The sequence below is a fragment of the Nitratireductor alexandrii genome (assembly GCF_004000215.1).
In the GTDB taxonomy this organism is placed as follows: Bacteria; Pseudomonadota; Alphaproteobacteria; order Rhizobiales; family Rhizobiaceae; genus Mangrovimarina; species Mangrovimarina alexandrii.
Genome location: NZ_RBVY01000003.1, coordinates 167,772 through 192,945, shown reverse-complemented (window position 1 = coordinate 192,945; position 25,174 = coordinate 167,772). Strand labels below are relative to the sequence as shown.

Annotated in this window: 24 protein-coding genes and 1 tRNA gene; 19 read left to right on the top strand and 6 right to left on the bottom strand. The window is 66.0% G+C overall.

Annotated elements, in window-relative coordinates; all coding sequences use genetic code 11:
• The first annotated feature begins 68 nt into the window (after positions 1-68).
• The 3 genes from EP380_RS07520 to rcdA all read left to right on the top strand — a co-directional run bounded on the left by EP380_RS07520 (position 69) and on the right by rcdA (position 3,492).
• On the top strand, positions 69-839 hold the full coding sequence (locus EP380_RS07520; RefSeq protein ID WP_106570079.1) for a sulfite exporter TauE/SafE family protein: 771 nt from the start codon (positions 69-71) through the stop codon (positions 837-839).
• 116 nt (positions 840-955) lie between these two features.
• Positions 956-2,596: an acyl-CoA synthetase gene (locus EP380_RS07515; RefSeq protein ID WP_127597770.1), complete on the top strand. Its 1,641-nt coding sequence runs from the start codon at positions 956-958 to the stop codon at positions 2,594-2,596.
• Between the two features lie 368 nt (positions 2,597-2,964).
• Positions 2,965-3,492: a protease adaptor protein RcdA gene (gene rcdA / locus EP380_RS07510; RefSeq protein ID WP_127597768.1), complete on the top strand. Its 528-nt coding sequence runs from the start codon at positions 2,965-2,967 to the stop codon at positions 3,490-3,492.
• A gap of 5 nt (positions 3,493-3,497) precedes the next feature.
• Here rcdA and EP380_RS07505 read toward each other — a convergent pair whose 3' ends face one another.
• Entirely contained in the window at positions 3,498-4,274 is a 777-nt protein-coding gene (locus EP380_RS07505; RefSeq protein ID WP_238719775.1) for a sulfite exporter TauE/SafE family protein, read from the bottom strand.
• Positions 4,275-4,386: 112 nt separating this feature from the next.
• On the opposite strand from EP380_RS07505, the gene ruvC reads away from it, so the two are divergent.
• From ruvC to ruvB, 3 genes are read left to right on the top strand one after another with little or no spacing between them, the layout of a single operon-like run.
• Positions 4,387-4,911, top strand: a complete 525-nt coding sequence (gene ruvC, locus EP380_RS07500; protein ID WP_127597766.1) for a crossover junction endodeoxyribonuclease RuvC — start codon at positions 4,387-4,389, stop codon at positions 4,909-4,911.
• Complete coding sequence (ruvA, locus tag EP380_RS07495; RefSeq protein WP_106570075.1) at positions 4,908-5,528, top strand: Holliday junction branch migration protein RuvA; 621 nt, start codon at positions 4,908-4,910, stop codon at positions 5,526-5,528. Before ruvC ends, ruvA begins: the two co-directional genes overlap by 4 nt.
• 43 nt (positions 5,529-5,571) lie before the next feature.
• Positions 5,572-6,609 carry a Holliday junction branch migration DNA helicase RuvB gene (gene ruvB, locus EP380_RS07490; protein ID WP_127597764.1) on the top strand — a complete coding sequence of 346 codons (1,038 nt, stop codon included), beginning with the start codon at positions 5,572-5,574 and terminating at the stop codon, positions 6,607-6,609.
• A 22-nt stretch (positions 6,610-6,631) separates the two neighbouring features.
• Here ruvB and EP380_RS07485 read toward each other — a convergent pair whose 3' ends face one another.
• Positions 6,632-7,885 carry a glycoside hydrolase family 5 protein gene (locus tag EP380_RS07485; protein ID WP_127598212.1) on the bottom strand — a complete coding sequence of 418 codons (1,254 nt, stop codon included), beginning with the start codon at positions 7,883-7,885 and terminating at the stop codon, positions 6,632-6,634.
• A 61-nt stretch (positions 7,886-7,946) separates the two neighbouring features.
• On the opposite strand from EP380_RS07485, the gene ybgC reads away from it, so the two are divergent.
• The 11 genes from ybgC (at position 7,947) to EP380_RS07430 (ending at position 20,596) form a co-directional block, all read left to right on the top strand.
• Positions 7,947-8,411: a tol-pal system-associated acyl-CoA thioesterase gene (ybgC, locus tag EP380_RS07480; RefSeq protein WP_127597761.1), complete on the top strand. Its 465-nt coding sequence runs from the start codon at positions 7,947-7,949 to the stop codon at positions 8,409-8,411.
• A 240-nt stretch (positions 8,412-8,651) separates the two neighbouring features.
• Positions 8,652-9,362 (top strand): protein TolQ, encoded by a 711-nt coding sequence (gene tolQ / locus EP380_RS07475; protein ID WP_127597759.1) that lies wholly within the window; start codon positions 8,652-8,654, stop codon positions 9,360-9,362.
• Positions 9,363-9,379: 17 nt separating this feature from the next.
• Positions 9,380-9,835 carry a protein TolR gene (gene tolR, locus EP380_RS07470; protein WP_106570071.1) on the top strand — a complete coding sequence of 152 codons (456 nt, stop codon included), beginning with the start codon at positions 9,380-9,382 and terminating at the stop codon, positions 9,833-9,835.
• A 32-nt stretch (positions 9,836-9,867) separates the two neighbouring features.
• Entirely contained in the window at positions 9,868-10,929 is a 1,062-nt protein-coding gene (locus tag EP380_RS07465; RefSeq protein WP_127597757.1) for a hypothetical protein, read from the top strand.
• An 81-nt stretch (positions 10,930-11,010) separates the two neighbouring features.
• The gene (tolB, locus tag EP380_RS07460) at positions 11,011-12,300 is read left to right on the top strand and encodes a Tol-Pal system beta propeller repeat protein TolB (protein WP_238719801.1); all 1,290 of its coding nucleotides are present in this window, start codon (positions 11,011-11,013) and stop codon (positions 12,298-12,300) included.
• Positions 12,301-12,519: 219 nt separating this feature from the next.
• Positions 12,520-13,017, top strand: a complete 498-nt coding sequence (pal, locus tag EP380_RS07455; protein WP_106570068.1) for a peptidoglycan-associated lipoprotein Pal — start codon at positions 12,520-12,522, stop codon at positions 13,015-13,017.
• 147 nt (positions 13,018-13,164) lie between these two features.
• Positions 13,165-14,085, top strand: a complete 921-nt coding sequence (ybgF, locus tag EP380_RS07450; protein ID WP_199190415.1) for a tol-pal system protein YbgF — start codon at positions 13,165-13,167, stop codon at positions 14,083-14,085.
• Entirely contained in the window at positions 14,079-15,413 is a 1,335-nt protein-coding gene (gene tilS, locus EP380_RS07445) for a tRNA lysidine(34) synthetase TilS (RefSeq protein ID WP_127597755.1), read from the top strand. Before ybgF ends, tilS begins: the two co-directional genes overlap by 7 nt.
• Positions 15,414-15,530: 117 nt before the next feature.
• Positions 15,531-17,471: an ATP-dependent zinc metalloprotease FtsH gene (gene ftsH / locus EP380_RS07440; RefSeq protein WP_127597753.1), complete on the top strand. Its 1,941-nt coding sequence runs from the start codon at positions 15,531-15,533 to the stop codon at positions 17,469-17,471.
• A 203-nt stretch (positions 17,472-17,674) separates the two neighbouring features.
• Positions 17,675-18,973 carry an adenylosuccinate synthase gene (locus EP380_RS07435; RefSeq protein ID WP_127597751.1) on the top strand — a complete coding sequence of 433 codons (1,299 nt, stop codon included), beginning with the start codon at positions 17,675-17,677 and terminating at the stop codon, positions 18,971-18,973.
• A 72-nt stretch (positions 18,974-19,045) separates the two neighbouring features.
• A complete protein-coding gene (locus tag EP380_RS07430) occupies positions 19,046-20,596 on the top strand; it encodes a hypothetical protein (RefSeq protein WP_127597749.1) in 1,551 nt (516 codons plus the stop codon).
• Positions 20,597-20,848: 252 nt separating this feature from the next.
• Here EP380_RS07430 and rpoH read toward each other — a convergent pair whose 3' ends face one another.
• Entirely contained in the window at positions 20,849-21,760 is a 912-nt protein-coding gene (rpoH, locus tag EP380_RS07425; protein ID WP_106570063.1) for an RNA polymerase sigma factor RpoH, read from the bottom strand.
• Positions 21,761-21,935: 175 nt separating this feature from the next.
• Positions 21,936-22,970: an RluA family pseudouridine synthase gene (locus tag EP380_RS07420; protein ID WP_420845847.1), complete on the bottom strand. Its 1,035-nt coding sequence runs from the start codon at positions 22,968-22,970 to the stop codon at positions 21,936-21,938.
• A gap of 83 nt (positions 22,971-23,053) precedes the next feature.
• Here EP380_RS07420 and EP380_RS07415 point away from each other — a divergent pair, with 83 nt between their 5' ends.
• Together EP380_RS07415 and EP380_RS07410 are read left to right on the top strand one after the other, a co-directional pair.
• Positions 23,054-23,449 carry a fimbrial protein gene (locus EP380_RS07415; RefSeq protein ID WP_106570061.1) on the top strand — a complete coding sequence of 132 codons (396 nt, stop codon included), beginning with the start codon at positions 23,054-23,056 and terminating at the stop codon, positions 23,447-23,449.
• 247 nt (positions 23,450-23,696) lie between these two features.
• Positions 23,697-23,772, top strand: a tRNA-Glu gene (locus EP380_RS07410).
• Positions 23,773-23,830: 58 nt separating this feature from the next.
• Here the strand turns inward: EP380_RS07410 and EP380_RS07405 are convergent.
• Positions 23,831-24,517, bottom strand: a complete 687-nt coding sequence (locus tag EP380_RS07405; RefSeq protein ID WP_127597747.1) for a hypothetical protein — start codon at positions 24,515-24,517, stop codon at positions 23,831-23,833.
• On the bottom strand, positions 24,514-25,080 hold the full coding sequence (locus EP380_RS07400; protein ID WP_127597745.1) for a sigma-70 family RNA polymerase sigma factor: 567 nt from the start codon (positions 25,078-25,080) through the stop codon (positions 24,514-24,516). Before EP380_RS07400 ends, EP380_RS07405 begins: the two co-directional genes overlap by 4 nt.
• Between the last annotated feature and the right edge of the window lie 94 nt (positions 25,081-25,174).

Genomic DNA, 25,174 nt, shown 5'->3' with positions numbered 1-25,174 from the left:
TATCCGATTGCCGCTCGCCTTCGCGCGCCGCAACCTTTATGGCTGCGCCTTGAAAGTTGCGCTCGCCGATGCCGTCACTGATCACCGATCCGTCCTTCTATGCCGTCGCGATTCCGGCGGTCGTTCTCGTCGGCCTGGCCAAGGGCGGGCTGGGCGGCGCGATGGGGTTTCTCGGCGTGCCGCTGATGGCGCTGGTGATTTCGCCGGTGCAGGCGGCCGCGATCCTGCTGCCGATCCTGGTGCTGATGGACGTGGTTTCGCTGTGGTCCTGGCGTGGCTATTACGACACACGCACCCTGGCCATCGTGCTGCCGGGCGCGCTTTTGGGCATCGGCATCGGTTGGCTGACGGCGACGCTGGTGACGGGCGACGTGGTCAGGCTGGTGCTGGGCGTGGTCACGTTGCTGTTCGTCGCGCGCTGGCTTTATTCGATGGTCGCCGGCACGGGGCGGGCGAGCGCCCACAATCCACCCGCCGGCGTGTTCTGGGGCGCGGTCAGCGGCTTCACCAGCTTCGTCGCCCATGCCGGCGGACCGCCCTATCAGGTCTATACCCTGCCGCTGCGCTTCGATCCGAAGCTTTATACCGGAACCAGCGTCATCTATTTCTCGGTCGTCAATGCGGTCAAGCTCATCCCCTATTTCGCGCTCGGCCAGTTCGACGCCGTCAATCTCGGCACGTCGCTCGCGCTGCTGCCGTTCGCGCCGCTGGCGACGCTGGCCGGCGCCTATGTGGTCAAACGCATGCGCGCGGAGATCTTCTATCCGCTCGCCTACGCGACCGTTTTCGTGGTCGCGCTAAAACTCGTTTGGGACGGGATCTCGGCCTTTTCCGGCTGATGCGTGCCGGTGCCTCGGCCGCTGCCGGGCCTGCCTTTCTCGGCAGCCATATTGGCGGATGACGCGCTCGCCACGGCTCGCTACTCTCTCGGCAAACAGCAGATGGGGAGGCACACGTGCCAGGCATTTTCGAAACCGGCCTCGACCGCAATGCGGCCAATTTCCAGCCGTTGACGCCACTGTCCTATCTCGAACGCGCGGCCAAGACCTTTCCCGACCAGACCGCGATCATCCACGGCGCCGCGCGCACGACCTATCGCGAATTCTTTGCCCGTTCGCGCCGATTGGCCTCGGCACTTGCCGCGCGCGGCATCGGCAAGGGCGATACGGTGTCGGTGATGCTGTCGAACACGCCGGCGATGCTGGAGGCCCATTTCGGCGTGCCGATGGTCAAGGCGGTGCTGCATTCGCTCAACACACGTCTCGACGCGGCCATCATCGCCTTCCAGCTCGACCATGCCGAGACAAAGGTGCTGATCGTCGATCGGGAATTCTCGCCGGTGGTGAAGGAGGCGCTCGCGCGGACCGACGCAAGCCCCCTGGTCATCGACTACGACGATCCCGAACATGGCAGCGACGCGCCCTATCCCAAGGGCGAGCGCATCGGCCAACTCGACTACGAGACGTTCGTGGCGTCGGGCGACCCAGATTTTGCCTGGTCGATGCCGGACGATGAATGGGATGCGATCTCGCTCAACTACACGTCCGGCACGACCGGCAACCCCAAGGGTGTGGTCTATCATCATCGCGGCGCGGCGCTGATGGCCTACGCCAACACCATCCATGCCGGCATGGCGCGGCATCCGGTCTATCTGTGGACGTTGCCGATGTTTCACTGCAACGGCTGGTGTTTTCCCTGGACGCTGGCCATCCAGGCGGGAGCGCATGTGTGCCTGCGCTGGGTGCGCGCCGGGGCGATGTACGACGCGATCGCCGATCACGGCGTCACCCATCTGTGCGGCGCGCCGGTGGTGATGTCGAGCCTGCTCAACGCGCCCGATGCCGAAAAACGCACGTTTTCGCAAACCGTCACCTTCAATACCGCCGCCGCGCCGCCGCCCGAGGCGGTGCTGTCGGGCATGGCCGATGCGGGTTTCATGGTGAACCATCTCTACGGGCTGACAGAAACCTACGGTCCGGCGGTCGTCAACGAATGGAAAGGGGAGTGGGACGCGCTGGACAAGGGCGAGCGTACGTCGAAAAAGGCCCGGCAGGGCGTGCGCTACGCGGCGCTTGAAAACCTGACCGTCATGGATCCGCAGACGATGGAGAAAACCCCGGCCGACGGCGAAACGATCGGTGAGGTGATGTTTCGCGGCAATATCGTCATGAAGGGCTATTTGAAGAACAGGCCGGCGACCGACGAGGCGCTGGCCGGGGGGTGGTTCCATTCCGGCGATCTCGGCGTCATGCATCCCGACGGCTATATCCAGCTCAAGGACCGCTCGAAGGACATCATCATTTCCGGCGGCGAAAACATTTCCTCCATCGAGGTCGAGGACGCGCTCTACAAGCACGCCGCGGTGGCGGCTTGCGGCGTCGTGGCCAGAGCGGACGAGAAATGGGGCGAGACGCCCGTAGCCTATGTCGAGTTGAAGCCGGGCAAGACGGCGGACGAGGCGGATATCCTGGCGCATTGCCGGACGCTGCTTGCGCGTTTCAAATGTCCCAAAATGGTGGTTTTCGCCGAAATTCCGAAAACCTCGACCGGCAAGATCCAGAAATTCCGCCTGCGCGAGATGGCGAAGTCCTTGTGATCGCAGGTAAAACGCCGCCTTCGCGTTCGCGCGCGACGGGTCGCAGTTTCGTCTTTCTGTTAACCGGACGTTAAGCTTTATGGGTGTTTACTATTTTCATCCAGTTTTTCTGGATTCTTACCGAGCGGCTGGGTCTGCTCTGTTTGACGCCTCCCTGTTAAACTCCTGAGAGCCGCTTTGCGCGGCTCTTTTTTTGTCCGGATTCGGGACGGCTCCGGGCCGCGGCATTAACCCTTTGTTAAACATCGGCTTGCGTTGGCCGGGGAGAACGCGCAATTTCTGCCTCCGGGACCGTTAGGTCGCCGGCCGGATCGGGCTATATGCATGGACCACTGGTCGGAAGCAGTCGAGCGTGCGGGGTGACGTCCATGAGTAATGCGGTAAGAGGCGACGAGAATACCATCAACCTTGCCGAGCGCCGGCTGTTTTCGCCGTCGTTCAAGCCGCTCTACGACGAAGGCATGGGGCTGGTCGAAAAGACCGCGGAATATCTCGACGGGCCGGGCCGGGCCGAGGCCAAGAAACTGTCACGACTGGCGGCCACGCTTTATGCCGCCGAATCGATGCGGCTGACCACCCGGCTGATGCAGGTCGCCTCCTGGCTGCTGCTGCAGCGGGCGGCCAATTCCGGAGAGATGACACGCGAGCAGGTCGCGGCGGAAAAATCGAAGGTTCGGCTCGACACGGCTTCCGCCCATGACCGGGCGGAGGGCTGGTCCGAGCTGCCGGAGGATTTTCGCGCGCTGGTGTCGCATTCGCTCAATCTTCAGGGGCGGGTGCGCCGGCTCGATGACGAAATCTACGGCAGTGGCGCCGAGCCGCTGGCCAGCGTCGGCCGGGTCAATCCGGTTTCCGACCAGATCACGCTCCTCAACACCGCCTTCGCCCGCGGCTGACGCGTTCAGTTCGCGTCCGGCCTGCCTAGGGCTGCAAACAGCGGGTCGGCGATCGGCAGCGCCAACAGGGCGGCGGCCGCGATCAGCACGAAGGTCACCCGGCGGTAGGTTTTCTCGCTCGCCAGACCGAATAGGCGCGAGCCGATCGTCAGGCCGACGAAATAGGGGCCGGCGGCGGCGATGCTCAGCAGCACCGCTTGACGCTCGAACAGACCCGCCAACCAGATATTGGTGATCGACAGCGCCTCGGTCAGGAAAAACAAGGTCATCAGATTGGCCCGCACGATCAGGCGCGGCAGGTGCGAGGCGAGCCAGTAGATGATGACCGGCGGCCCGGGAATCGAGGCGATGCCCGACAACAGCCCGGCCACCGCGCCCACCAGCAGAGACGTGCCGGCAGTGCGCGGGCCGGCATAGCGCCAGCCCTTCACCAGGGCCGTCGCACACAGCAGGATCGCCACGCAGATCAGCCAGCGCAGCATTGTGGGATCGCCCCATTTGAGGATCTGAATGCCGACCGGCAATAGCAGGCTGAGCCCGGCCAGAACCGGCAACACCTCGCGCCAGCGGGCGACCTTGAGCGCGGGGATCGTTACCGGAATGATCGGCAGCGTGTCGATCAGCACAACGATGACCAGCGCCGCCTTCGGCCCGTAAAGCGCGGCCGCCACCGGCACCACGATCATGCCGGTGCCGAATCCCGACATGCCGCGGGCGATGCCGCCGACGAGCACGGTGCCGAGCAGAATGGCGAGCGACAGGTCGAAGTCGGGAAGGGGCAAAGGGTGTTCCGGTGCTGTGGAGGGGTGAGGCGGGCGGGTGAAGGCAGCGATTTCGTTTCTCGTTTGTTCACATTCGGCTGGCAATGGTCCTGCGTCAGATTAAGGTGGGACCATGGCTAGCACGATTCGTATCATCGGTATCGATCCGGGGCTGCGCCGCACCGGCTGGGGACTGGTCGAGGCGACGGGCAATGCGTTGCGCTTCGTGGCGGCGGGCACCGTGCGCTCCGATGCCTCGGCCGCGCTCGCGGTTCGCCTGCGTCAGCTGCATGACGGGCTGGCGGAGGTCATGCGTGCGCTGGAGCCGGACGAGGCGGCGGTGGAGCAGACTTTCGTCAACCGCGATGCCACCGCGACGCTGAAGCTCGGCCAGGCGCGGGGCGTGGCCATGCTGGTGCCGGCGCTTTCGGGCCTCGCGGTCGCCGAATATGCGCCGAACGCGGTCAAGAAGACGGTGATCGGGGTCGGTCACGGCGACAAGAAGCAGATCCACATGATGGTCAAGGTTTTGATGCCCAAGGCGGTTTTCGACAGCGAGGACGCCGCCGACGCGCTTGCGATCGCGATCTGCCATGCCCATCACAGGCAAAGCGTGCCGGCACGGCTGGCCGCCGCTCATGCGGGGGGGCGGGCATGATCGGCAAGCTCAAGGGAACCCTCGACGAGATCGGCGAGGACTATTGCGTGGTCGACGTGCACGGCGTCGGTTACGTCGCCTTTTGCCCCGCTCGCGTGCTTGCTGGCCTGCCCGGGCCGGGCGAGGCGGTCACGCTTTATATAGAAACCTATGTGCGCGAGGACATGATCAGGCTCTACGGCTTCACCTCCGCGCTCGAGCGCGAATGGTTCCGGCTGTTGCAGAACAATGTCCAGGGCGTCGGCGCCAAGGTGGCGCTCGCGGTGCTGTCCACCCTGTCGGCGGCGGACCTGGCCAATGCGGTGGCGCTGCGCGACATCGCCATGGTCAGTCGGGCGCCGGGTGTGGGCAAGAAGGTCGCCGAACGCATCGTCACCGAACTGCGCGACAAGGCGCCGGCCCATGCCGGCGCGGCGTCGGGCACGATCGGGCTGAAGCAGGAACTCGGCGAAGGCGTGGCGCCGGCGCCGGTCGCCGACGCCGTCTCGGCGCTGACCAATCTCGGCTACGGTCGCGACGTGGCCGCCAATGCCGTCGCCGCGGCGATGAAGGAAGCCGGTGAGGGCGCCGATTCGGCCCGCCTGATCCGGCTCGGGCTGAAGGAGCTGGCACGATGATCGTCGGCTTGCCGGGGTCCGGCGGGCATGCGATGAGGACGTCATGAACACCGCGCCCCGGCTGATTTCCTCCGAAAAAACCGGCGAGGACGTCGACGTCTCGCTGCGGCCGCAATCGCTGGACGACTTTGTCGGCCAGGCGGCCGCGCGCGCCAATCTGAAAGTGTTTGTCGAAGCCGCCAAGGCGCGCGGCGAGGCGCTCGACCATGTGCTGTTCGTCGGCCCGCCCGGGCTCGGCAAGACCACGCTCGCCCAGATCATGGCCAAGGAACTGGGCGTGAATTTCCGCTCCACTTCCGGTCCGGTGATCGCCAAGGCGGGCGATCTGGCGGCGCTCCTCACCAATCTCGAGGATCGCGATGTCCTGTTCATCGACGAAATCCACCGGCTGACGCCGGCGGTCGAGGAGATCCTCTACCCGGCGATGGAGGATTTTCAGCTCGACCTGATCATCGGCGAGGGACCGGCGGCGCGCTCGGTCAAGATCGAGCTTTCGCGCTTTACCCTGGTCGCCGCGACCACGCGTCTCGGGCTGATCACCAATCCTCTGCGCGACCGCTTTGGCATCCCGGTGCGACTCAATTTCTACGAAGTCGAGGAGTTGGAGAAGATCGTGCGCCGCGGCGCGCGCATCCTCAATCTGCCGATGGCCGAGGAGGGCGCGACGGAAATCGCCCGCCGGGCGCGCGGCACGCCACGAATCGCCGGGCGTTTGCTGCGCCGGGTGCGCGATTTCGCTTCCGTTGCCAGCGTGGAGGTGGTCGACCGCAAGATCGCCGACGAGGCGCTGTCGCGGCTGGAGGTCGACGCGCTGGGTCTCGACCAGCTCGACCGGCGTTATCTGTCCATGATCGCGCGGAATTTCGGCGGCGGCCCGGTGGGGATCGAGACCATCGCCGCGGGGCTGTCGGAGCCGCGCGACGCCATCGAGGACATCATCGAGCCGTTCCTGATCCAGCAGGGCTTTATCCAGCGCACGCCGCGCGGGCGGCTTTTGACGGGCAATGCCTGGCGCCATCTCGGCCTCGAGGCGCCGCGAAACCTGGCCGAGATGCAGGGACGGCTGTTCGAGGAGGAGTGACGGCCGCCGGCGGTCGTCAGGCCTAGCGTCTTGGCAGACCCTCCACGGTCCTAAGTATCGCGCCCTCCGTCGGCTCTCCCTCGAAGGCCTCGACCACGCCGAAGGCGCCGCCATAGCCCCAGATCGACCAGGCGAAGCCGTTTCGTTCGGCGAGATCGATCATGTCGGCGACATAGGCGGCCCGCCATTCGGCCGGCATCACGGCCTGGGTGCCGTATTCCTGGCGGATCATGCCGAACTCTCCCAGCAGGATGCGCTGCGGGGCGATGTCATGGCGACGCGCCCACCCGGCGACCTCGACGAAGGGGGCGGCCATCACGGCGGCCAGTTCGTCGGCCGTGTCCAGCTTGGCGATCTCCTCGTCGAGATAGGCCAGCATGCCGGCCCGGCGTGTCCAGGGCGCGTCGGCGCGGATGCGCTCGCGTATCCTTTCAAGCGCGGCGTCGAGTTCGGCGCGCGGCACGGCGTGCGGCGGGTAGGGTAGCCCGGCGACATAGCGGATGAAGTCGCCGGCCCAGCCCGCGCCCTGATGGGTGAGCAGGAAGGGCGTGTAGGAATGAAACGACCACAGCACATTGTCGTCGGGGATCGTGGCTGGGTCGAGGGCGGCCAGACCGTCAGCCGAGCCCCAGCAGCCGCCCGAAAGCACCAGCGTCAGCCGCGTCGCGGAGGCGCGCGCGGCGGCAAACAGCCGCCCGAGCCGGTCGGGCCAGGCCGTCGTACCGGGCGCGCAGTCCACGATCGGCTCGTTCATCAGCTCGAAGGCGACCATGGTCGGGTCCTCGCGCGCGAGCGTGCGCGCCATGCGCCGGACCGTCTCGACGTAACGTTCGAACAGCGCCGCATCGTCCATCACCTGGCTCATGCCGATGGCGCGGTTGCCGCCGGCGGGAAACAGATGCATGTCGACGACGACCTTCAGCCCGGCCGCCGTGACGACGCGCACGGCATCCGACACTTCGCCATAGAGCCGGTCGTGGAAACGGGCCGCCTTGTCGGACAGGAAGGGCGAGGGATCGACCGGCATGCGCACGAAGTCGAAGCCGGCCTCCCTGAGGCGTTTCAGGGCGGCCTGGTCGACCGTGCGGCGCCACTCGGGAAAGGGCAACAGCACGTCTTCCTCGTCCCAGCGGCTTTCGTCGGGCCAGCTTACCCAGATGTCGAGATTGAGGCCGCGCTGGGCCGAAAAGGTCGCCGCGTTCGCCCAGCCCGCCGCAGCCAGCAGAAGAACCAGACCGGCGAGGCCGTGCTTGAACAATGCGGCCAGGAATGCCATCGATTTGCGCACGCGCCCCATGCGGGCTCCTTGCCAGACGGATCGGACGAAGGAAAGCGGGATGGCGGATCATGGTGAACAGCCGGCGGGCATCGCCGGGGAGATGACGGATTTCGGCCACCGGTTGCAGGCGCGGGTCTACTACGCCGACACCGACTTTTCCGGCGTGGTCTACCACGCGCGCTATCTGGAGTTCTTCGAGCGCGGGCGGTCCGATTTCCTGCGACTCGCCGGTGTCCACCATACCGAGCTCGCCGACGGCAAACATGGCGAAAAACTGGTCTGGGTGGTGCGCAAGATGGCGATCGAGTTCAAGGCGCCGGCCAAGATCGATGATATTCTGACCATCGACACCCGCACGGCCGAGATTTCCGGCGCGCGGATCTTCATGGAGCAGGAGCTTAAGCGCGGCGACGACGTGCTGGTGACGGCCAGGGTCGAGGCCGCGATCGTCGGCGAAGGGGGGCGGCCGCGCCGCTTTCCAAAAGAATGGATCGCCGCCTTCATGCCCCGGCGTGGCGGTTGAACCGGCCTCGGCTTCGATTGCAGAACGGACGAATCCTAACGCCTCCTTAACCTTAACCCTTCATGAATCGAACGGATCGGATCGTCACTTTTCCGCGCGCCTTGGTTTTACCAAGATTCCTACGGAAAAGGCCGCAATTGCGCGTGGGGTGATGTCCGGGAGACTGCGTTCGACCGGACCGGCGGGAGACAGGCGCGGGCCGGCGGCGTCCGGCGCCCCATTCTTAAGGACAGGATATCCATGGAATCTTCAGCTCTTCCCGAGCTTGCCACCAGCCTTTCTGTGTGGTCGCTCTTCTGGCAGGCGGGCTGGATCGTCAAGCTGGTGATGATCGGCCTGCTGTTGGCGTCGATCTGGACCTGGGCGATCATCATCGACAAAATAATCGCCTATCGCCGCATGCGCGCCACGCTCGATCGTTTCGAGGAGAATTTCTGGTCGGGGCAGTCGCTCGAGGAACTCTATCGCGCCTTGTCGGAGCGCACGACCGCCGGCATGGGCGCGATCTTCGTGGCGGCCATGGCGGAGTGGAAAAAGAGCTTCGAGAAGGGCGCGCGCTCGCCGATCGGCCTGCAGACGCGGATCGACAAGGCGATGGACCTGGCGCTGACACGCGAGATGGAAGGGCTGGAGGGGCGCCTCGGTTTTTTGGCCACGATCGGTTCGTCGGCGCCGTTTATCGGCCTGTTCGGCACGGTGATCGGCATCATGACCTCCTTCCAGGCGATCGCCGGGTCGAAATCGACCAGCCTGGCCGTGGTCGCGCCGGGCATCGCCGAAGCGCTGCTGGCCACCGCCATCGGCCTTCTCGCCGCCATTCCCGCCGTTGTCGCCTACAACAAGCTGACCTCCGACGCGGGCAAGCTTGGCATGCGCATGGAAGGGTTTGCGGACGAGTTCTCCGCCATACTCTCGCGCCAAATCGATGAAAGAATTCCGCAGAAAGCCTGAACGGCAGGAGCAGCACCATGGCCATGTCGGTAGTGCAATCGGGTGGACGCGGCGGGCGCGGTCACCGGCGCCGCGGTCGTCACCACGCCTTGATGTCGGAAATCAACGTCACGCCGTTCGTCGACGTCATGCTGGTGCTGTTGATCATCTTCATGGTCGCGGCGCCGCTGTTGACCGTGGGCGTGCCGATCGATCTGCCGGAAACCGAGGCCAACGCGCTCAATGCCGATACGCAGCCGATCACGGTCTCTGTCAACGACAAGGGCCAGATCTTTCTCCAGGAAACCGAGGTGCCGATCGACGAGGTGGTTGCCAAGCTCGAGGCGATCGCGCGCACCGGCTATGACGAGCGTATCTATGTGCGCGGCGACAAAGCGGCCGATTACGGCACGGTCATGCGGGTGATGGCCCGCATTTCGGCGGCCGGCTTCCGCAATCTCGGCCTGGTGACGCTGCAGGAACAGGACAGCTAGCCCATGCGTGCGGCTGCGGGTTCTGGCAGATCATGAAAGCGGGCCTCGTCACCTCGACGGTGCTGCATGCCGCGGTGCTGAGTTTCGGCTTGGTGACGCTGTCGGCGCCGCGCGCCTATGAAGCCGCCGAGGAACAGGCGGTGATGGTCGACACCATCCCGGTGGAGGAATGGACCCGCCTGCAGACCGGTGACAAGGACGCGCCGGCCGCCGATCAGCCGGCGCCCTTGCCGACGGAACGGCCCGACTTGGTCGACGATGCCGAACGGGTCGGAGAGAATGCCGTCGACACCGACGCGCCGCCGGTGCCCGATCCGAAGCCGAAACCGGTTGAGACCGCCGCCTTGCCGGAAGCGCAGCCCGAACCCGTGCCCGCCCCCGACCCGACGCCGGACCCGGCCGAGGCCCAGCCCGACGAGGCCGCACCCGCCCCGGTTCCGGCAACCGAAATCCGACCCGAGCCGCAGCCGAAACAGGACGTCAAGCCCGATCCCGCACCCGAAGCCGTGGCGACGGAAAGCCCGGATGCGGACGCTGCGGACCTGCCGGACTCCGCGCCCGCACCGCAGGCGCGGCCGACCCCGCCCGAGGCGCAGACGGCCAAAGCGCCCGAGCGCAAGGACGCCGACAAGCCGAAGACCGAACAGGCGCGCAAGCCGCAATCGGAGAGCACGGAAAACCTGCTCGACGACGTGGCGGCGCTGCTCAACAAGGAAAAGCCCTCCGGCGGCGGCGCCAAGCGCTCGAACCGCGAAGCCTCGCTCGGCGCGGAAACCAAGCGCCCGGCCGAAAAACTGTCGCGCAGCGAAATGGACGCGCTGCGCCAGCGGCTGGGCGGATGCTGGTCGCTCCCGGCCGGTATCGTCGACTATGAACTGCTCAAGGTGTCGGTGCGCTTCCGGCTCGACCGGGCCGGAAATCTCGACGGGCCGCCGGAACTGATCAAGGGCGGTGCCAGTTCCGGACCTGGCCGCACCGCTGCCGAATCGGCTCTGCGGGCGGTGCAGAAATGCGCGCCGTTCAACCTGCCTGGCGACAAATACGAGACATGGTCCGAGGTCATTGTTCACTTCGATCCAACCGATATGTTCTAGATTCTCGGCTGGCGCGACCGATACCGCCAGGCCACCGATCCTGATGAAGGGACCGACATGACATCTATTTTCAGATCCGTGATGCTTGCCGTGACGCTGGCGCTCGTCGGCGTTATGACGACGCAACCGGCGCGCGCGCTGGTGGAGATCGACGTCAACAAGGGCGTGATCGAGCCGCTGCCGATCGCCATCACCGAATTCCTGTCCGGCGACACGCTCGGCAAGGAGATTTCCGACATCGTCGCGGCCGACCTGCAACGCTCCGGGCTGTTCGCGCCGATCGACCGCGGCGCCTTTATCGAGAAGATCTCCAACCCCGACGCCGCACCGCGGTTCGAGGATTGGAAGGTGATCAACGCCCAGGCCCTCGTCACCGGCCGCGTCACCCAGGAAAGCGACGGGCGCGTGCGGGCCGAATTCCGGCTTTGGGACACGTTTGCCGGCCAGCAACTGATCGGCGAACAGTTCTTCGCCTCCAAGGCCAATACGCGCCGCGTCGCCCATATCATCGCCGACGCGATCTACGAGCGCCTGACCGGCGAAAAGGGCTATTTCGATACCCGCATCGTCTTCATCGACGAATCCGGTCCGAAGAACCAGCGCAAGAAGAGGCTGGCGATCATGGACCAGGACGGTGCCAATGCACGCTACCTGTCCGATGGTCGGGCGATCGCGCTGACGCCGCGCTTTTCGCCCAACAGGCAGGAAATCACCTATATGTCGTACGAAAGCGGCCAGCCGCAGGTCTATCTTCTGCAGATCGAGACGGGACAGCGCGAACTGGTCGGCAATTTCCCGGGCATGACGTTTGCGCCGCGCTTCTCGCCCGACGGACAGAAGGTGATCATGAGCCTGCTGCGCGACGACGGCAATTCCAACATCTACACGCTGGACCTGCGCAGCCGAACGACCACCCGGTTGACCGATTCGAGCGCGATCGACACCTCGCCGTCCTATTCGCCCGACGGCACGCAGATCGTGTTCACCTCGGATCGCGGCGGACGGGCGCAGATCTACGTCATGAACGCCGACGGCTCCAACCAGCGCCGCATCTCGTTCGGCGACGGCTCCTACTCCACCCCGGTCTGGTCGCCGCGCGGCGATCTGATCGCCTTCACCAAACAGTCGGGCGGCGAGTTCCAGATCGGCGTCATGCGCACCGATGGCTCCGGCGAACGAATCCTGTCGAGTGGTTTCAGCCAGGAAGGGCCGACCTGGGCCCCGAACGGCCGGGTGATCATGTTCTTCCGCCAGCCTGCCGGCTCGGCGGGCCCGCGGCTGTTCTCCATCGATCTGACCGGACGGAACGAACAGCCGATCGCCAGCCCCAATTTTGCGTCCGACCCGGCCTGGTCGCCCTTGCTGGAATAAGGCCGGCCGCGCGCATTTCGTCGCGGATGCGGCAAATTCCGGCGGATGGGTCGTGTTTCCGCCGTATTTCGCCATCATCTGCGCAGCCAGAGGCTGTTGGACGGACGGCCATGCCCATCGGGTAACGAAGAATTAACCGCGTTTCTTGGCTGCCGCTTAACCCCGATGTGGTTACTGGAGCGTCAAAGAAACCCATACATTTGCGAAGGAGTGGCGGTCATGCGCCGTATCGCAGCGCTTACACGGAATCCGGCGGCCATCGCGCTTTTCATGGCGCTTGCCGTGACGGGATGCGCGTCGAAGAAGGTTCCCAACAACCCGGCCGATCTCGGCCTGGGCTCGGCCACACCCGGCTCGACCCAGGATTTCACCGTCAATGTCGGCGACCGTATCTTCTTCGATACCGATTCCACGCTGATCCGGGCCGACGCCCAGGCGACGCTGGCCAAGCAGGCGCAATGGCTGAACCAGTACGGTTCCTACGCCATCACGGTCGAGGGCCATGCCGACGAGCGCGGCACGCGCGAATACAACCTCGCGCTCGGTGCGCGGCGGGCGGCGGCGACCCGCGACTTCCTGGTGGCGCGCGGCGTCGCGGCCAACCGCATCAAGACGATCACCTACGGCAAGGAACGGCCGGTGGCGGTGTGCGACGACATTTCCTGCTGGTCGCAGAACCGCCGTGCCGTCACGGTGCTGAGCGGCGCGGGAAGCTGACCCGGTCGGGGCCGATTTGCGTGATCGATCGCGATGCCGCCGGCGTTCGGGATCGATCACCAAAATTTGGCCGAACTCGCGGGCACTGATAGTATTGAGACGGGTTTTTACATGCCCGGCAATTCTGTCCCCGAAGCGAGACATTGGATGAAACCGAATAGACTTATCTGGGCGGTGGCCATGCTGCCGCTCCTGCTGGGCGGTCCCGCCAGTGCCGGTTCCCCGGCGGCCTTGGCGCGGGCCGATATTGCCTCTGCCGCGGCCCAGCCGAACGGCTTGGGAGGCAGCCTCCTGCACCGGGTCCAGGCGACCGACCCGCGCGTCGGCCAGCTTGAAGAGCAGGTACGCCAGCTGACCGGCAAGGTCGAGGAACTGACCTTCATGATCCTGCAGATGCAGGATCAGGTGCGCAAGATGCAGGAAGACAACGAGTTCCGCTTCCAGCAGCTCGAGGAAAAGCGTTCGGACGCCGGCACGACCGCTGCCGAGCGCCGCACGGCGGAGGCCGGGCCGCCGGCGCGTGGCGACCCGCCACGCACGCTGGGCACCATCGATTTCGACGCCGACGGCAATCCGACCGGCGGCGTCGCGGCCACGGATGAGGGAACCCTGCCGGGGGTGGAGATCGCCAAGCCCGATGGCGGCGATACAGACGGAACGGTGGTGGCGGCCCTGCCGGACACCAACGATCCCGAGGAGCTCTACCGCAATGCCTATTCCTTCATCCTTTCGGGCGACTACCCGACGGCGGAGGCTGGCTTTCGCGAGCATATCGCGCGCTTCCCCAACGATGCAAAGGCGCCCGATGCCCACTACTGGCTCGGCGAGGCGCTGCTCGGCATGGAACAGTATCGCAGCGCGGCGGAGGTGTTTTTGAACGCCAGCCGCGACTATGCCGATTCGCGCAAGGCGCCGGACATGCTGCTGAAGCTTGGCGTGTCGCTCGCCGCGCTGAACCAGCGCGACGTCGCCTGCGCCACCTATCTGGAGATCGGCAAACGCTACCGCGATATTTCGCCGGCGCTGAAGGAACGGGTGAAGGCCGAACAGGCGCTCGCCGGTTGCTGAGCACGCCCGCAGCCGACCCGCCCCCCCTTTTTTCCGATCTCGTCCTTCCCGCGACCGGACCGGTCATCGTCGCGGTATCGGGCGGCGGCGATTCGCTCGCCCTGCTTGTTCTTCTCAACGATCATTTCAGCCGGTATGCGCGCGAGCGGACAATCCTCGCCGTCACCGTCGATCACGGCCTGCGTCCCGACGCCGCGCGCGAGGCGCGCCATGTCGGCGCCGTGTGCGCGCAGCTCGGCATCGCCCATCGCATTCTCTCCTGGCAGGGCGCCAAGCCCGACACCGGGCTGATGGCGGCGGCGCGCCAGGCGCGCTACGACCTGCTCTTTCGGGCCGCGCAGGAAAGTGGCGCGGCGATGATCATGACCGCCCACACACGCGACGACCAGGCGGAGACGGTTTTCATGCGCCGTGCACGCGGTGCGGGTCGCGGCCTTGCCGGCATCGCGCCGGCGACCCTGGTGCGCGGCCGGGTATGGACGGTGCGTCCACTGCTCGACATGTCGCGCGCGGCCCTGCGCGATGTCTTGCGTATGCGCGGCCTCGCCTGGGTCGAGGATCCCAGCAATCAGGATTGCACTTATGAGCGGGTGCGGGCGCGCGCGTGTCTCGCGGCCGACCCCGGTCTGACGGGCGCGCTGGTGGCCGCGGGCCGCGCGGCGCGCGAAAAGCGCGTCGCGCTCGGCTTGCGCGCGGCGGCGATCGTGCGTGCGTGCGCGCGGATGCCGGCGCCCGGCCTGGTTCGCCTCGGCCGCGATCTTGTCGATACCGACGACACGGCCGCAGCCGGTCTTGCCATATCCGCCCTGGTCGCGGCGGTGGGGGGGCGTGCGCGGCTCGTCGAGGACGGCCGGGCGGAAAAATTGTTGGCCCGGCTCGCCCAAGCTTCGGTGCGCACGACGCTGGCGGGAGCGGTCGTCGATGTGCGCAAGGCCGGCATCTTCCTTTATCGCGAGCTGCGTGCCGGCTGGACCGGCACCGTGCCGGCCCGCGCCGGGACGCTGTGGGACCGACGCTACCGGATCGTTGCCACCCCTGCCAGCGCGGTCGCGGTGGAGGCGCGCGGACGCGGGCGCTCCGGCGAAGCGCTGGGCGCCGACGCCGACTGCCCGGCCGCCTTGCGGCGCGCGGGGCTGGCGGGAGAACCGGTATTCGTCAACGAAAAGGGCCGCGCCATTGCGGACGACGCGGGCGGTTTCGCGCCTGTCGTGGCGCCCTTCGCCTGCTATCTGCCGGCGTTCGATTTCGAGTTGGCCGCCGCGCTCGGCGCGGTGTTTGGCTGCCCGGCCCCGCCGGCATCGCCATTGCGCGGTCACAATGCCGCATAAACTCCTTAACCGCGCCGGAGCCAATCGCTTGGCAACGGCGTTGCCCAACCCTATGTTAGGTCCAACACTGGGCCAGGCACACGCGTCGCCGCATCTGACGCGTACGGGACGTAACGTATGAATCCAAATTACCGCAATCTCGCGCTTTGGGCGATCATCGCCGTGTTGCTGATCGCGCTGTTCAATCTGTTTCAAACGCCGCAACAGCGCGGCAGTTCGCGCGAGATCGCCTATTCCGAGTTCATCCAGGAAGTATCGTCCGGCCGCGTGAAATCGGTCACGATATCGGGCGAGCGTATCACCGGTACCTATAATGACGGCGGCGGCAGCTTCCAGACCTATTCTCCCGGCGATTCGTCTTTGGTGACGCGCCTCGAAGAGCGCGGCGTGACCATCAATGCACGTCCCGAATCCGACGGCACCAACACGCTGTTCGGCTATCTGATCTCCTGGCTGCCGATGATCCTGATCCTCGGCGTGTGGATATTCTTCATGCGCCAGATGCAGTCCGGCTCCGGCCGCGCCATGGGGTTCGGCAAGTCGAAAGCCAAGCTTTTGACGGAAGCGCACGGTCGCGTGACGTTTGCCGACGTGGCCGGCGTCGACGAGGCCAAGGAGGACCTCGAGGAGATCGTGGAGTTCCTGCGCGATCCGCAGAAATTCCAGCGCCTGGGCGGTAAAATCCCGCGCGGCGTGCTGCTCGTCGGCCCGCCCGGAACCGGCAAGACGCTGTTGGCGCGCTCGGTCGCCGGCGAGGCCAACGTGCCCTTCTTCACCATTTCGGGCTCGGATTTCGTCGAAATGTTCGTCGGTGTGGGTGCAAGCCGCGTGCGCGACATGTTCGAGCAGGCCAAGAAGAACGCGCCTTGCATCATCTTCATCGACGAAATCGATGCGGTCGGCCGCCATCGCGGTGCCGGCCTCGGCGGCGGCAATGACGAGCGCGAGCAGACGCTCAATCAGCTGCTGGTCGAGATGGATGGCTTCGAGACCAATGAGGGCATCATCCTGATCGCGGCGACCAACCGGCCCGACGTGCTCGACCCTGCGTTGCTGCGCCCGGGCCGTTTCGACCGGCAGGTGGTGGTGCCCAACCCGGATGTATCCGGCCGCGAGAAGATCCTGAAGGTGCATGTGCGCAACGTGCCGCTGGCGCCGAATGTCGACCTGAAGGTCCTGGCGCGTGGCACGCCCGGCTTCTCGGGTGCCGATCTCGCCAATCTGGTCAACGAGGCCGCCTTGCTGGCCGCGCGGCGCAACAAGCGGCTCGTCACCATGGCCGAGTTCGAGGACGCCAAGGACAAGGTGATGATGGGCGCGGAGCGGCGCTCGCATGCCATGACCCAGGAGGAAAAGGAACTCACCGCCTTCCACGAGGCCGGGCATGCGATCGTGGCGCTCAACGTGCCGTCGTCAGACCCGCTGCACAAGGCAACGATCATTCCGCGCGGCCGCGCGCTGGGCATGGTCATGCAGTTGCCCGAGGGCGACCGCTACTCGATGAGCTACAAATACATGATCTCGCGGCTGGCGATCATGATGGGCGGCCGCGTGGCGGAGGAAATCAAGTTCGGCAAGGAAAACATCACCTCCGGAGCCGCGTCCGACATCGACCAGGCGACCAAGCTGGCGCGCGCCATGGTCACGCGCTGGGGCTTTTCCGACAAGCTCGGCCAGGTTGCCTATGGCGACAATCAGGAGGAAGTCTTCCTCGGCCACTCCGTGGCGCGCCAGCAAAACATGTCGGAGGAAACCCAGCAGCTCATCGACGCCGAGGTGCGGCGCCTGATCGACGAGGCCTACGATACCGCACGCAGCATCCTGACCAAGAAGAAGAAGGCCTGGATCGCGATCGCCGAAGGGCTTCTGGAATACGAGACGCTGTCCGGCGACGAGATCAAGCAACTGATCGCCGGTCAAAAGCCTTCGCGCGACCAGGGCGACGATACGCCGCCCTCGCGCGGGTCGGCGGTGCCGAAGGCGGGCCATCGCAGCGAAGGCAAGAAGTCGGGCGGCGACGAACCCGAAGGGGGCATGGAACCGCAGCCTCAGGGCTGAATCCTGCCCGACAGGGCCCCATGCGCGGCGTCTCTTGATCGACTACGCCTGAACAGGCAGCGGCCGTACCGAATCTCGGTGCGGCCGTTTCGCGAGGCTGTTTTGCCGGCCGGCGCGTGAGAGCCATTCCATTCGGGCGTGAAAGCGGCTAGAAGCGCGCCCGTCCGGCGGGTGCGCGGGGTAAGTTCGAGAGAGGGTTTTTCATGGCCAACGTGGTAGTCGTCGGCTCGCAATGGGGCGACGAAGGCAAGGGCAAGATCGTCGACTGGCTTTCGGAGCGGGCCGACCTCGTCGTGCGTTTCCAGGGCGGGCACAATGCCGGTCATACGCTCGTCGTCGATGGCGAGGTCTACAAGCTGTCGCTGTTGCCCTCCGGCGTCGTGCGGCCGGGCAAGCTGTCGGTCATCGGCAATGGGGTCGTGTTCGATCCTCACGCTTTCGTCGCCGAAATCGAGCGTTTGCGCGAGCAAGGCGTCGATATTGGCCCATCGCGCCTGAAAATTGCCGAAAACACCGCGCTTATCTTGTCGCTGCATAGGGAACTCGACGGCTATCGCGAAGATGCCGCCTCGGATTCCGGTACGAAAATCGGAACGACCCGCAGGGGCATCGGACCGGCCTACGAAGACAAGGTCGGCCGCCGCGCCATCCGGGTTATGGATCTCGCCGACCCGACGACGCTCGCACGCAAGGTTGATCGATTGCTGACCCACCACAATGCGCTCAGACGCGGTCTGGGCCATCCGGAAGCCGACCCGGGCGTCATCCTGGCCGAGCTTCAGGACGTTGCCGACAAGGTTTTGCCCTATATGGATCGGGTGTGGAAAATCCTCGACGACGCGCGCCGGGCCGGCCAGCGCATTTTGTTCGAGGGCGCGCAGGGCAGCCTGCTCGACATCGATCACGGCACCTATCCGTTCGTGACCTCCTCCAATACCGTGGCCGGTCAGGCCGCTACCGGTGCCGGCACGGGCCCCGGATCGATCGGCTATGTGCTGGGCATCACCAAGGCCTATACGACGCGGGTGGGCGAGGGACCGTTCCCCAGCGAGCAGGACAACGAGATCGGCGATTTCCTCGGCCAGCAGGGACACGAGTTCGGCACCGTGACCGGGCGCAAGCGGCGCTGCGGCTGGTTCGACGCGGTGTTGGTGCGGCAGTCTGTGGCCGTTAACGGTATGGACGGGATCGCGCTGACCAAACTCGACGTGCTCGACGGTCTCGACGAGATCAAGGTCTGCACCGGCTATCGCCTCGACGGGCGCGAGATCGACTATCTGCCCGCCAGCCAGGGCGCGCAGGCGCGGGTCGAGCCGATCTATGAGACGCTCGAAGGGTGGAAAGACAGCACCAGAGGTGCCAAGAGCTGGAACGACCTGCCGGCCCAGGCCGTCAAATATGTGCGCCATGTGGAAGAACTGATCGGCGCGCCGGTGGCGTTGCTTTCGACCAGTCCCGAGCGTGACGACACCATACTTGTGACGGACCCGTTTCAGGACTAGTTTGGCGCACCGGCGCGGGGCGGGGGCAGGGCCGGTTCGCCGCACGGACAGGAAAGGACAGGTCGGCGACGAATGGCAGATTTCGTAGCGGTTCTGAAAAAAACGATCGGGAATCTCGGCGAAACCACGCCCGAAATTCGTGAAAAGGTCTATCAGAAGGCCCGTGCGACGATTGGCGCCAAGCTGGCGGCCATGAATCCGCCGCCGCCTGAGGCCGTTGCCGAACGTCAACGCCAGCAGCTCGAAAACGCCATTCGCGAAATCGAGCGCGAATTCCAAGCGAAGGCGCCGGCCGATTCCTCCGATCCGCTCGCGGAACTGGACGCGCTTTTTGCCGACCTTTCCAAACCGAAGCCGGAGAAGACCGAACCCGTGGCCGCCGCCATGCCGGCGGCGAGCGCGGCGCCGGCGGTGCCGAAGACCGATCCGTTGCCGGAGGCCGTCAAGCCGGCCACCGAGGCCGCACCTGCCCCCGTTCTCGCTTCGCCGCCTGCGGGCAACCCGGTTCAAGGACCGGAGGTCGACGCGGACGGTCCCTCGGAGGAGGGAGAGGTGCCGCCGCTGGGCGATGCCGAATTCGTACCGCAAGACGTGCCGCCCCCGCCGCCGGACAATCGCGCCAAGCGGCCCGTCGGCCGGTGGGTCGCTGCCGCCGCGGTGGTGGTGCTTGTCGGTGGCGCCTCCTACGCGATGTGGCTCAACAGGGACGGGTTCGCCGGCCTGTTCGGATCTGGGGAAACCGAAATCGCGGCACAGGATGCGGCCGAGGAGACGGCCGCCGCCGAAACGCCGGCGCCCGAGCCTGAACCGGAGGCGGAGACGGCCGCGGCGCCGGATCCGGTCGCGCCTGACGAGACGGCTGCCGAGGAGCCGCAGAAATTCACCCAGCGCCTCAACACGGATGGCAGCGAGACCGACGAAGGTCCGGCCGGTGGGGAAGCGACGGTTGGCGAGGGTACCTCAATGGCCGCGGCTACGCCGCCCGACAGCGAACCGTTGCCGGGCACGGGCGAGGCGGGTGCGGGCGACACTGCCGGCACGCCCGGCGCCGCCGCCGAGGCCGGCGTACCGGTGGCGCAGAAGGCGATCTTTTACGAGGAACGCACGGCCGTCGCGGAAGGCACAGCCGATTCGGGGGCCGTCGTGTGGTCGCTGGCGCAGGAATCGCCCGGAAACGACCTGCCGCCGGAACCTGCGATCCGCGCAGAGGCGAGCATTCCCGACAAGGATCTGAAGTTGCGTTTGACGATTCGCCGCAACGCCGACCAGACCCTTCCGGCCAGCCATATCGTGGAACTGATCTTCCTGACGCCGGAAAATTTCGCCAGCGGGCCGATCGACAATGTGCTCCGGATGACGATGAAGGATACCGAGCAGGCGGCCGGCAATCCGCTGCGCGGCATTCCCGCCAAGATCGCCGACGGGTTTTTCCTCGTCGCGCTCAACGACGCCGAAACCGACATCGCGCAGAACATGCGCATGCTGCGCGACCAGAACTGGATCGATCTGCCGATCGTCTACAAATCGGGCCGGCGTGCATTGGTGACGATGGAAAAGGGTCTACCGGGGGAAAAGGTCTTCGACGAAGCGTTGAAGGCGTGGGAGGCCGCCTCCAGCGGATAGCTCTCTCATCGTCGAGCGCGACGGCAACGGCCGGCCTGTGAGTGTCGCGGTCCTGATAGGCAGCGCCGGCTTTACCTGTCGAATCCGTATCGCGGCGTGCCCCAGCCGCGCGCCCAAGTCCCGGCGCTCAAGCCGTTCGATGTCACAATGAGCTTCGGAGAGCCGTCAGGCCTTCAAAAACCTATGCAAACGGCGACGCGGCTCGCGGGAACGCGACCCGCACGGACAAGGCCGCCGCCCGCGCCGCTGCAATCAGGCGGCAGCGCCGGCATCAATGGTGCGAACGGCCTGATCCTTGCGCTTGGCCGCCGCCTTGACGGCTTCCTGGACCTTTTCGAAGGCGCGGACCTCGATCTGGCGCACGCGCTCGCGCGAGATGTCGAATTCGCCCGAAAGCTCTTCGAGCGTGAGCGGGTCTTCCGACAGGCGGCGGGCTTCGAAGATTCGCCTTTCACGCTCGTTGAGCACGTCGAGCGCCTCGCCGAGCATGCCGCGCCGGTTTTCCAGCTCGTCCTGCTCGACCAGGATTTCTTCCTGCGAACGGCTGGTATCGACCAGCCAGTCCTGCCATTCGCCCGATTCGCCTTCCGTCGCGCGGATCGGCGCGTTGAGCGAGGCGTCACCGGAAAGCCGGCGGTTCATCGAGATGACTTCTTCCTCGCTGACGTTGAGCCGGGTGGCGATCTCGCTCACCTGTTCGGGATTAAGATCGCCGTCGTCGAGCGCCTGAATCTTGCTCTTGACCTTGCGCAGGTTGAAGAACAACCGCTTCTGATTGGCCGTGGTGCCCATCTTGACCAGGCTCCAGGAGCGCAGAATATACTCCTGGATCGCCGCCTTGATCCACCACATCGCATAGGTGGCGAGGCGAAAGCCGCGCTCGGGCTCGAATTTCTTCACGGCCTGCATAAGGCCGACATTGCCTTCCGAGATGACTTCGCCGATCGGCAGGCCGTAACCACGGTAGCCCATGCCGATCTTGGCCACGAGCCGCAGATGGCTGGTGACGAGCCGATGTGCGGCGTCGGTGTCGCCATGTTCGTGATACCGTTTGGCGAGCATGTATTCTTCTTCGGGCTGCAGCATGGGAAATCGGCGGATTTCCTCAAGATAGCGGCTGAGGCCGCCTTCTCCCGATACGATACTGGGTAATGTCTGGGCCATAAAGCACCCTCCCTCCAATGGATTTTGCCCCCGGAGACCGGCGGGCCTGTGAGGCGCGGCCGCATAAAAGACGCACCGCAGCCATATAGGAAATATAGGTAGGATTCGGGCGATTTCACGGTTTTTGCCGCCGAAAATCACCTTCACGCAAAAGTGAACTTAAAATATCAACTTTTTATGGCGCACGCAAGCAGGCCGCCAGGCGCGCGAGGTCGTCCGGCAAGGCGGTTTCGAAGCGCATGGCTTCGCCACTGAGCGGATGCCGGAAGCCGAGCAGGCGGGCATGCAGCGCCTGGCGCGGAAAGGCGAGCGCCAGATCGCGTGCCGGTTCGCGCAGGCGGTTGGCCTTGGTCCGCAGGGCGCGGCCATAATCCGGGTCGCCGATCAACGGGTGGCCGATATGGGCGAGATGAACCCGAATCTGGTGGGTGCGCCCGGTTTCCAGGCGGCAGTCGAGCAAGGCGGCCGCATCGGCCGTGCCGTCGGCGGCGCGATAGCGCTCGATCACCTTGTAGTGGGTGACGGCCTGACGGGCGTCGGGACGGTCGGGCGCGACCACCGCGCGGCGGGTGCGGTCCTTCGACGACCGGCCGAGCGCAGCCTCGATCGTGCCGGTGTCGCGCTCGGGCGCCCCCCAGGCGAAGGCCGCATAGGCACGCTCGAGCGTGCCGTCGCGGCCGTGATCGGCAAAGGCTGCGGCCAGGCCGCGATGGGCGGCGTCGGATTTGGCCACCACCATCACACCGCTGGTGTCCTTGTCGAGCCGATGCACGATGCCGGGGCGACGCACCCCGCCGACACCCGAAAGGGATGGACCGCAATGGTGAAGCAGTGCGTTGACCAGCGTCCCGGTCCAATTGCCGGCGGCGGGATGAACGACCATGCCGGCCGGCTTGTTGATGACGATCAGATGGTCGTCCTCGAACAGGATGTCGAGCGCGATCGCCTCGGCTTGCGGATCGGCCGGTTCCGGCTCGGGCAGGACCAGCGCGACGCGATCGCCGGCGGCGAGCTTGTGCTTGGGCTCACGCACCACTTGGTCGCCGACCGTGACGGCGCCGGCCTTGACCAGGCCCTGGATGCGACTGCGCGACAGCGCGCCGTCCAGGCTGCCGGCGAGCCACTGGTCGAGCCGGCTGCCGGCGGCCCCTTCGGCGACGATCAGGCGACGTTGGTCGCCGGCGCGCATGTCCGCGTGACTTTGCCTCATGTCGACGCCTCTTTCCATCGCGTGGTGCCTCGGCTATCAGGAGCGCTCGTCATGATCGCCCGTCCGCTATGGAAGTACCGTCCATGGAACGACCACAATTTGCCTCCGACGAAGCCGAAGACAAGCCGCTCGATCCGGCTGCCGAAAAAGTGCGCCGCAAGCTGGTCCGGTTCATCGCGATCAATCTGGGAATCCTGTTCGTGGCCGTTATGGCCGTGCTCGGGGCGGTTGTCTACAAGGTGAGCTTTTCCGGCGACGCGCCCGAAACCGCCGGCGACAGCCCGGTTCCCGCACCTGCCGACACGCCGTTCGTCGAAGCCGAGATCGTCTTGCCTGCCGGTGCGCAGATCCTGTCGCAGTCGCTGTCGGGCGATCGGGTCGCGCTGCATGTCGCGCTGCCGGACGGGCAGGCGGCGATCTACATTTACGATGTGCGCGGGCGCCGGCTTCTGGGCCGCTACGACATCCGCGCTCAGTGAATTCCCGTCGCCGGACCGCGACCGTCGCCGTCTCGTGCTTTCGCGAAGCGCCCCGGCGTGAGAGGTGTCGCATGACGGCCGTGTTACACAGTCGCTGCGGCAATCTGTGGGACCCGGTCGATCCCCGGCAAGGCTGACCCCGCAAGCGGCAAACCGCTGCGTGCCGCTCCTCGCGGCGAAATGTCGATTGGGCGCGGCGCGATGTTGCATTTGTTCGCGCGAAGGCCTATATCGGCGCGGTTCCCGGGCTCCCATCGTCTAGTGGTCTAGGACGCCGCCCTCTCACGGCGGAAACAGGGGTTCGAGTCCCCTTGGGAGTGCCATTTTTCGTTTCACGATTCGGCTATCGGCGTCGCGCTCTCGCGCGGGCGACCGCCATACTTATTCGCTCGGCAATACCAGGGCGAACAAGGCCGGCTCGGCGCGCAGCCGCGCCGCCAGCGTATCCTGATCGGCGGCCTCGGCGAAGCGCAGCTTGAACAGGCCGCCCGGAAGCGGGCCGTCGACGATGCGCCCGCCCGCGCGGTCGAGAAAGGCGGCGAGCGCGGCCATGTCGAGATCGGGCGCGAACTGGACGAGTACCGCCAGCCCCCCGGCCTGCGCGCCCTCGTCCTCTTCGCTGGCGACCGTGAAACCGTTCCCGTCTTCGCCCGTGCCGATCAGCGAGACGAGCAGCCCGGCCTGAACGGCGATCAGGAGGGCGGCGGCGAGAGCGGCAACGGCCAGCCGCGGCGGCGACAGAAGCTGCGACAGCCAGGCGCCGAATCGGGCCAGAGGGCCTTCCTGTAAAGACCGGGCGGGCCTTGCCTGGTGGGTTTCGGCAGGGTGCGGCGTGGCATTGAGCGCGGCCTCGAAGCGCGCCGCCATCGAGGTGGGAACCGGCTCCTCGGCGATCAACTCGAGCGCGGCCTCGCGATCCTGGCGTACCAGGGCGAGGCTGTCGGCCAGTCCAGCATCGGATTCGAGCGCGGCCTCGACGCGCCGACGCTCCTCTTCCTCGAGGGTGCCGGCCGCGTACCATGGCAACAGCAGTTCCAGCGCCTCGCGTTCGTCATGGGTCAGGGTCATGGCCAACCTCTATCAAGTCCCGCCCGCGCCATCAGCGCCGAAAGGCTCTTGCGGGCGTAAAACATGCGCGTCTTGACGGTCGCCTCGGGGATCCCGACGATGTCGCTGATCTCGCGGACCGACTTTTCCTGGTAGTAGACCAGATCGATCACCTCGCGGTGCTCGACGGAGAGCTGCTCGATGCAGGCGCGCAATCTCTTGCCCTTGTCCGCTTTCTGCGCGGCCACTTCCGGCGTGTCGCCCGGTTCCTCCCAGTTTTCCAGCGCCGCGTCGGACTGGACGGTCGGTTTTTGGCGCCGCAGCGCCGAGAGCGCTTTGTAGCGGGCGATCGCCAGCAGCCAGGTCGAAACCTGGGCGCGGCCCTCGAACGTGCTGCCGCCCTTCCACAAATCGACGAAGACGTCGTTGACCAGATCCTCGGCCACGGCGCCGTCGCGGGTCAAACGCAGCAGATAGTGATAGAGCCGCTTGGAATGGCGCGCGTAAAGCGTCTGCATGGCCGCACGGTCGCCCGTGCCGATCCGGCTCAACAAGACCGTATCCGTTTCCTGCGCACCCTGCATCGGCGTGGCTGGCCCTCCCGGCGGTCGGCGGCTGCCGCGACCGCATGAGCGTATCGGTGCAGCCTAGCCGATGTTTTGGTCCAGGTGAAACATG

Bases quoted from the DNA above. Each gene is read 5' to 3' on its own strand.
- EP380_RS07400 (WP_127597745.1), bottom strand. From the start codon at position 25,080: ATGCAGGGTGCGCAGGAAACGGATACGGTCTTGTTGAGCCGGATCGGC.
- pal (WP_106570068.1), top strand. From the start codon at position 12,520: ATGCGCCGTATCGCAGCGCTTACACGGAATCCGGCGGCCATCGCGCTT.
- EP380_RS07435 (WP_127597751.1), top strand. From the start codon at position 17,675: ATGGCCAACGTGGTAGTCGTCGGCTCGCAATGGGGCGACGAAGGCAAG.
- EP380_RS07520 (WP_106570079.1), top strand. From the start codon at position 69: ATGCCGTCACTGATCACCGATCCGTCCTTCTATGCCGTCGCGATTCCG.
- ybgC (WP_127597761.1), top strand. From the start codon at position 7,947: ATGGCGGATCATGGTGAACAGCCGGCGGGCATCGCCGGGGAGATGACG.
- rcdA (WP_127597768.1), top strand. From the start codon at position 2,965: ATGAGTAATGCGGTAAGAGGCGACGAGAATACCATCAACCTTGCCGAG.
- tolB (WP_238719801.1), top strand. From the start codon at position 11,011: ATGCTTGCCGTGACGCTGGCGCTCGTCGGCGTTATGACGACGCAACCG.
- ruvC (WP_127597766.1), top strand. From the start codon at position 4,387: ATGGCTAGCACGATTCGTATCATCGGTATCGATCCGGGGCTGCGCCGC.
- ruvA (WP_106570075.1), top strand. From the start codon at position 4,908: ATGATCGGCAAGCTCAAGGGAACCCTCGACGAGATCGGCGAGGACTAT.
- EP380_RS07405 (WP_127597747.1), bottom strand. From the start codon at position 24,517: ATGACCCTGACCCATGACGAACGCGAGGCGCTGGAACTGCTGTTGCCA.
- EP380_RS07415 (WP_106570061.1), top strand. From the start codon at position 23,054: ATGGAACGACCACAATTTGCCTCCGACGAAGCCGAAGACAAGCCGCTC.
- ftsH (WP_127597753.1), top strand. From the start codon at position 15,531: ATGAATCCAAATTACCGCAATCTCGCGCTTTGGGCGATCATCGCCGTG.
- tolR (WP_106570071.1), top strand. From the start codon at position 9,380: ATGGCCATGTCGGTAGTGCAATCGGGTGGACGCGGCGGGCGCGGTCAC.
- ybgF (WP_199190415.1), top strand. From the start codon at position 13,165: ATGAAACCGAATAGACTTATCTGGGCGGTGGCCATGCTGCCGCTCCTG.
- EP380_RS07485 (WP_127598212.1), bottom strand. From the start codon at position 7,885: ATGGCATTCCTGGCCGCATTGTTCAAGCACGGCCTCGCCGGTCTGGTT.
- rpoH (WP_106570063.1), bottom strand. From the start codon at position 21,760: ATGGCCCAGACATTACCCAGTATCGTATCGGGAGAAGGCGGCCTCAGC.
- tolQ (WP_127597759.1), top strand. From the start codon at position 8,652: ATGGAATCTTCAGCTCTTCCCGAGCTTGCCACCAGCCTTTCTGTGTGG.
- EP380_RS07430 (WP_127597749.1), top strand. From the start codon at position 19,046: ATGGCAGATTTCGTAGCGGTTCTGAAAAAAACGATCGGGAATCTCGGC.
- EP380_RS07420 (WP_420845847.1), bottom strand. From the start codon at position 22,970: ATGAGGCAAAGTCACGCGGACATGCGCGCCGGCGACCAACGTCGCCTG.
- EP380_RS07465 (WP_127597757.1), top strand. From the start codon at position 9,868: ATGAAAGCGGGCCTCGTCACCTCGACGGTGCTGCATGCCGCGGTGCTG.
- ruvB (WP_127597764.1), top strand. From the start codon at position 5,572: ATGAACACCGCGCCCCGGCTGATTTCCTCCGAAAAAACCGGCGAGGAC.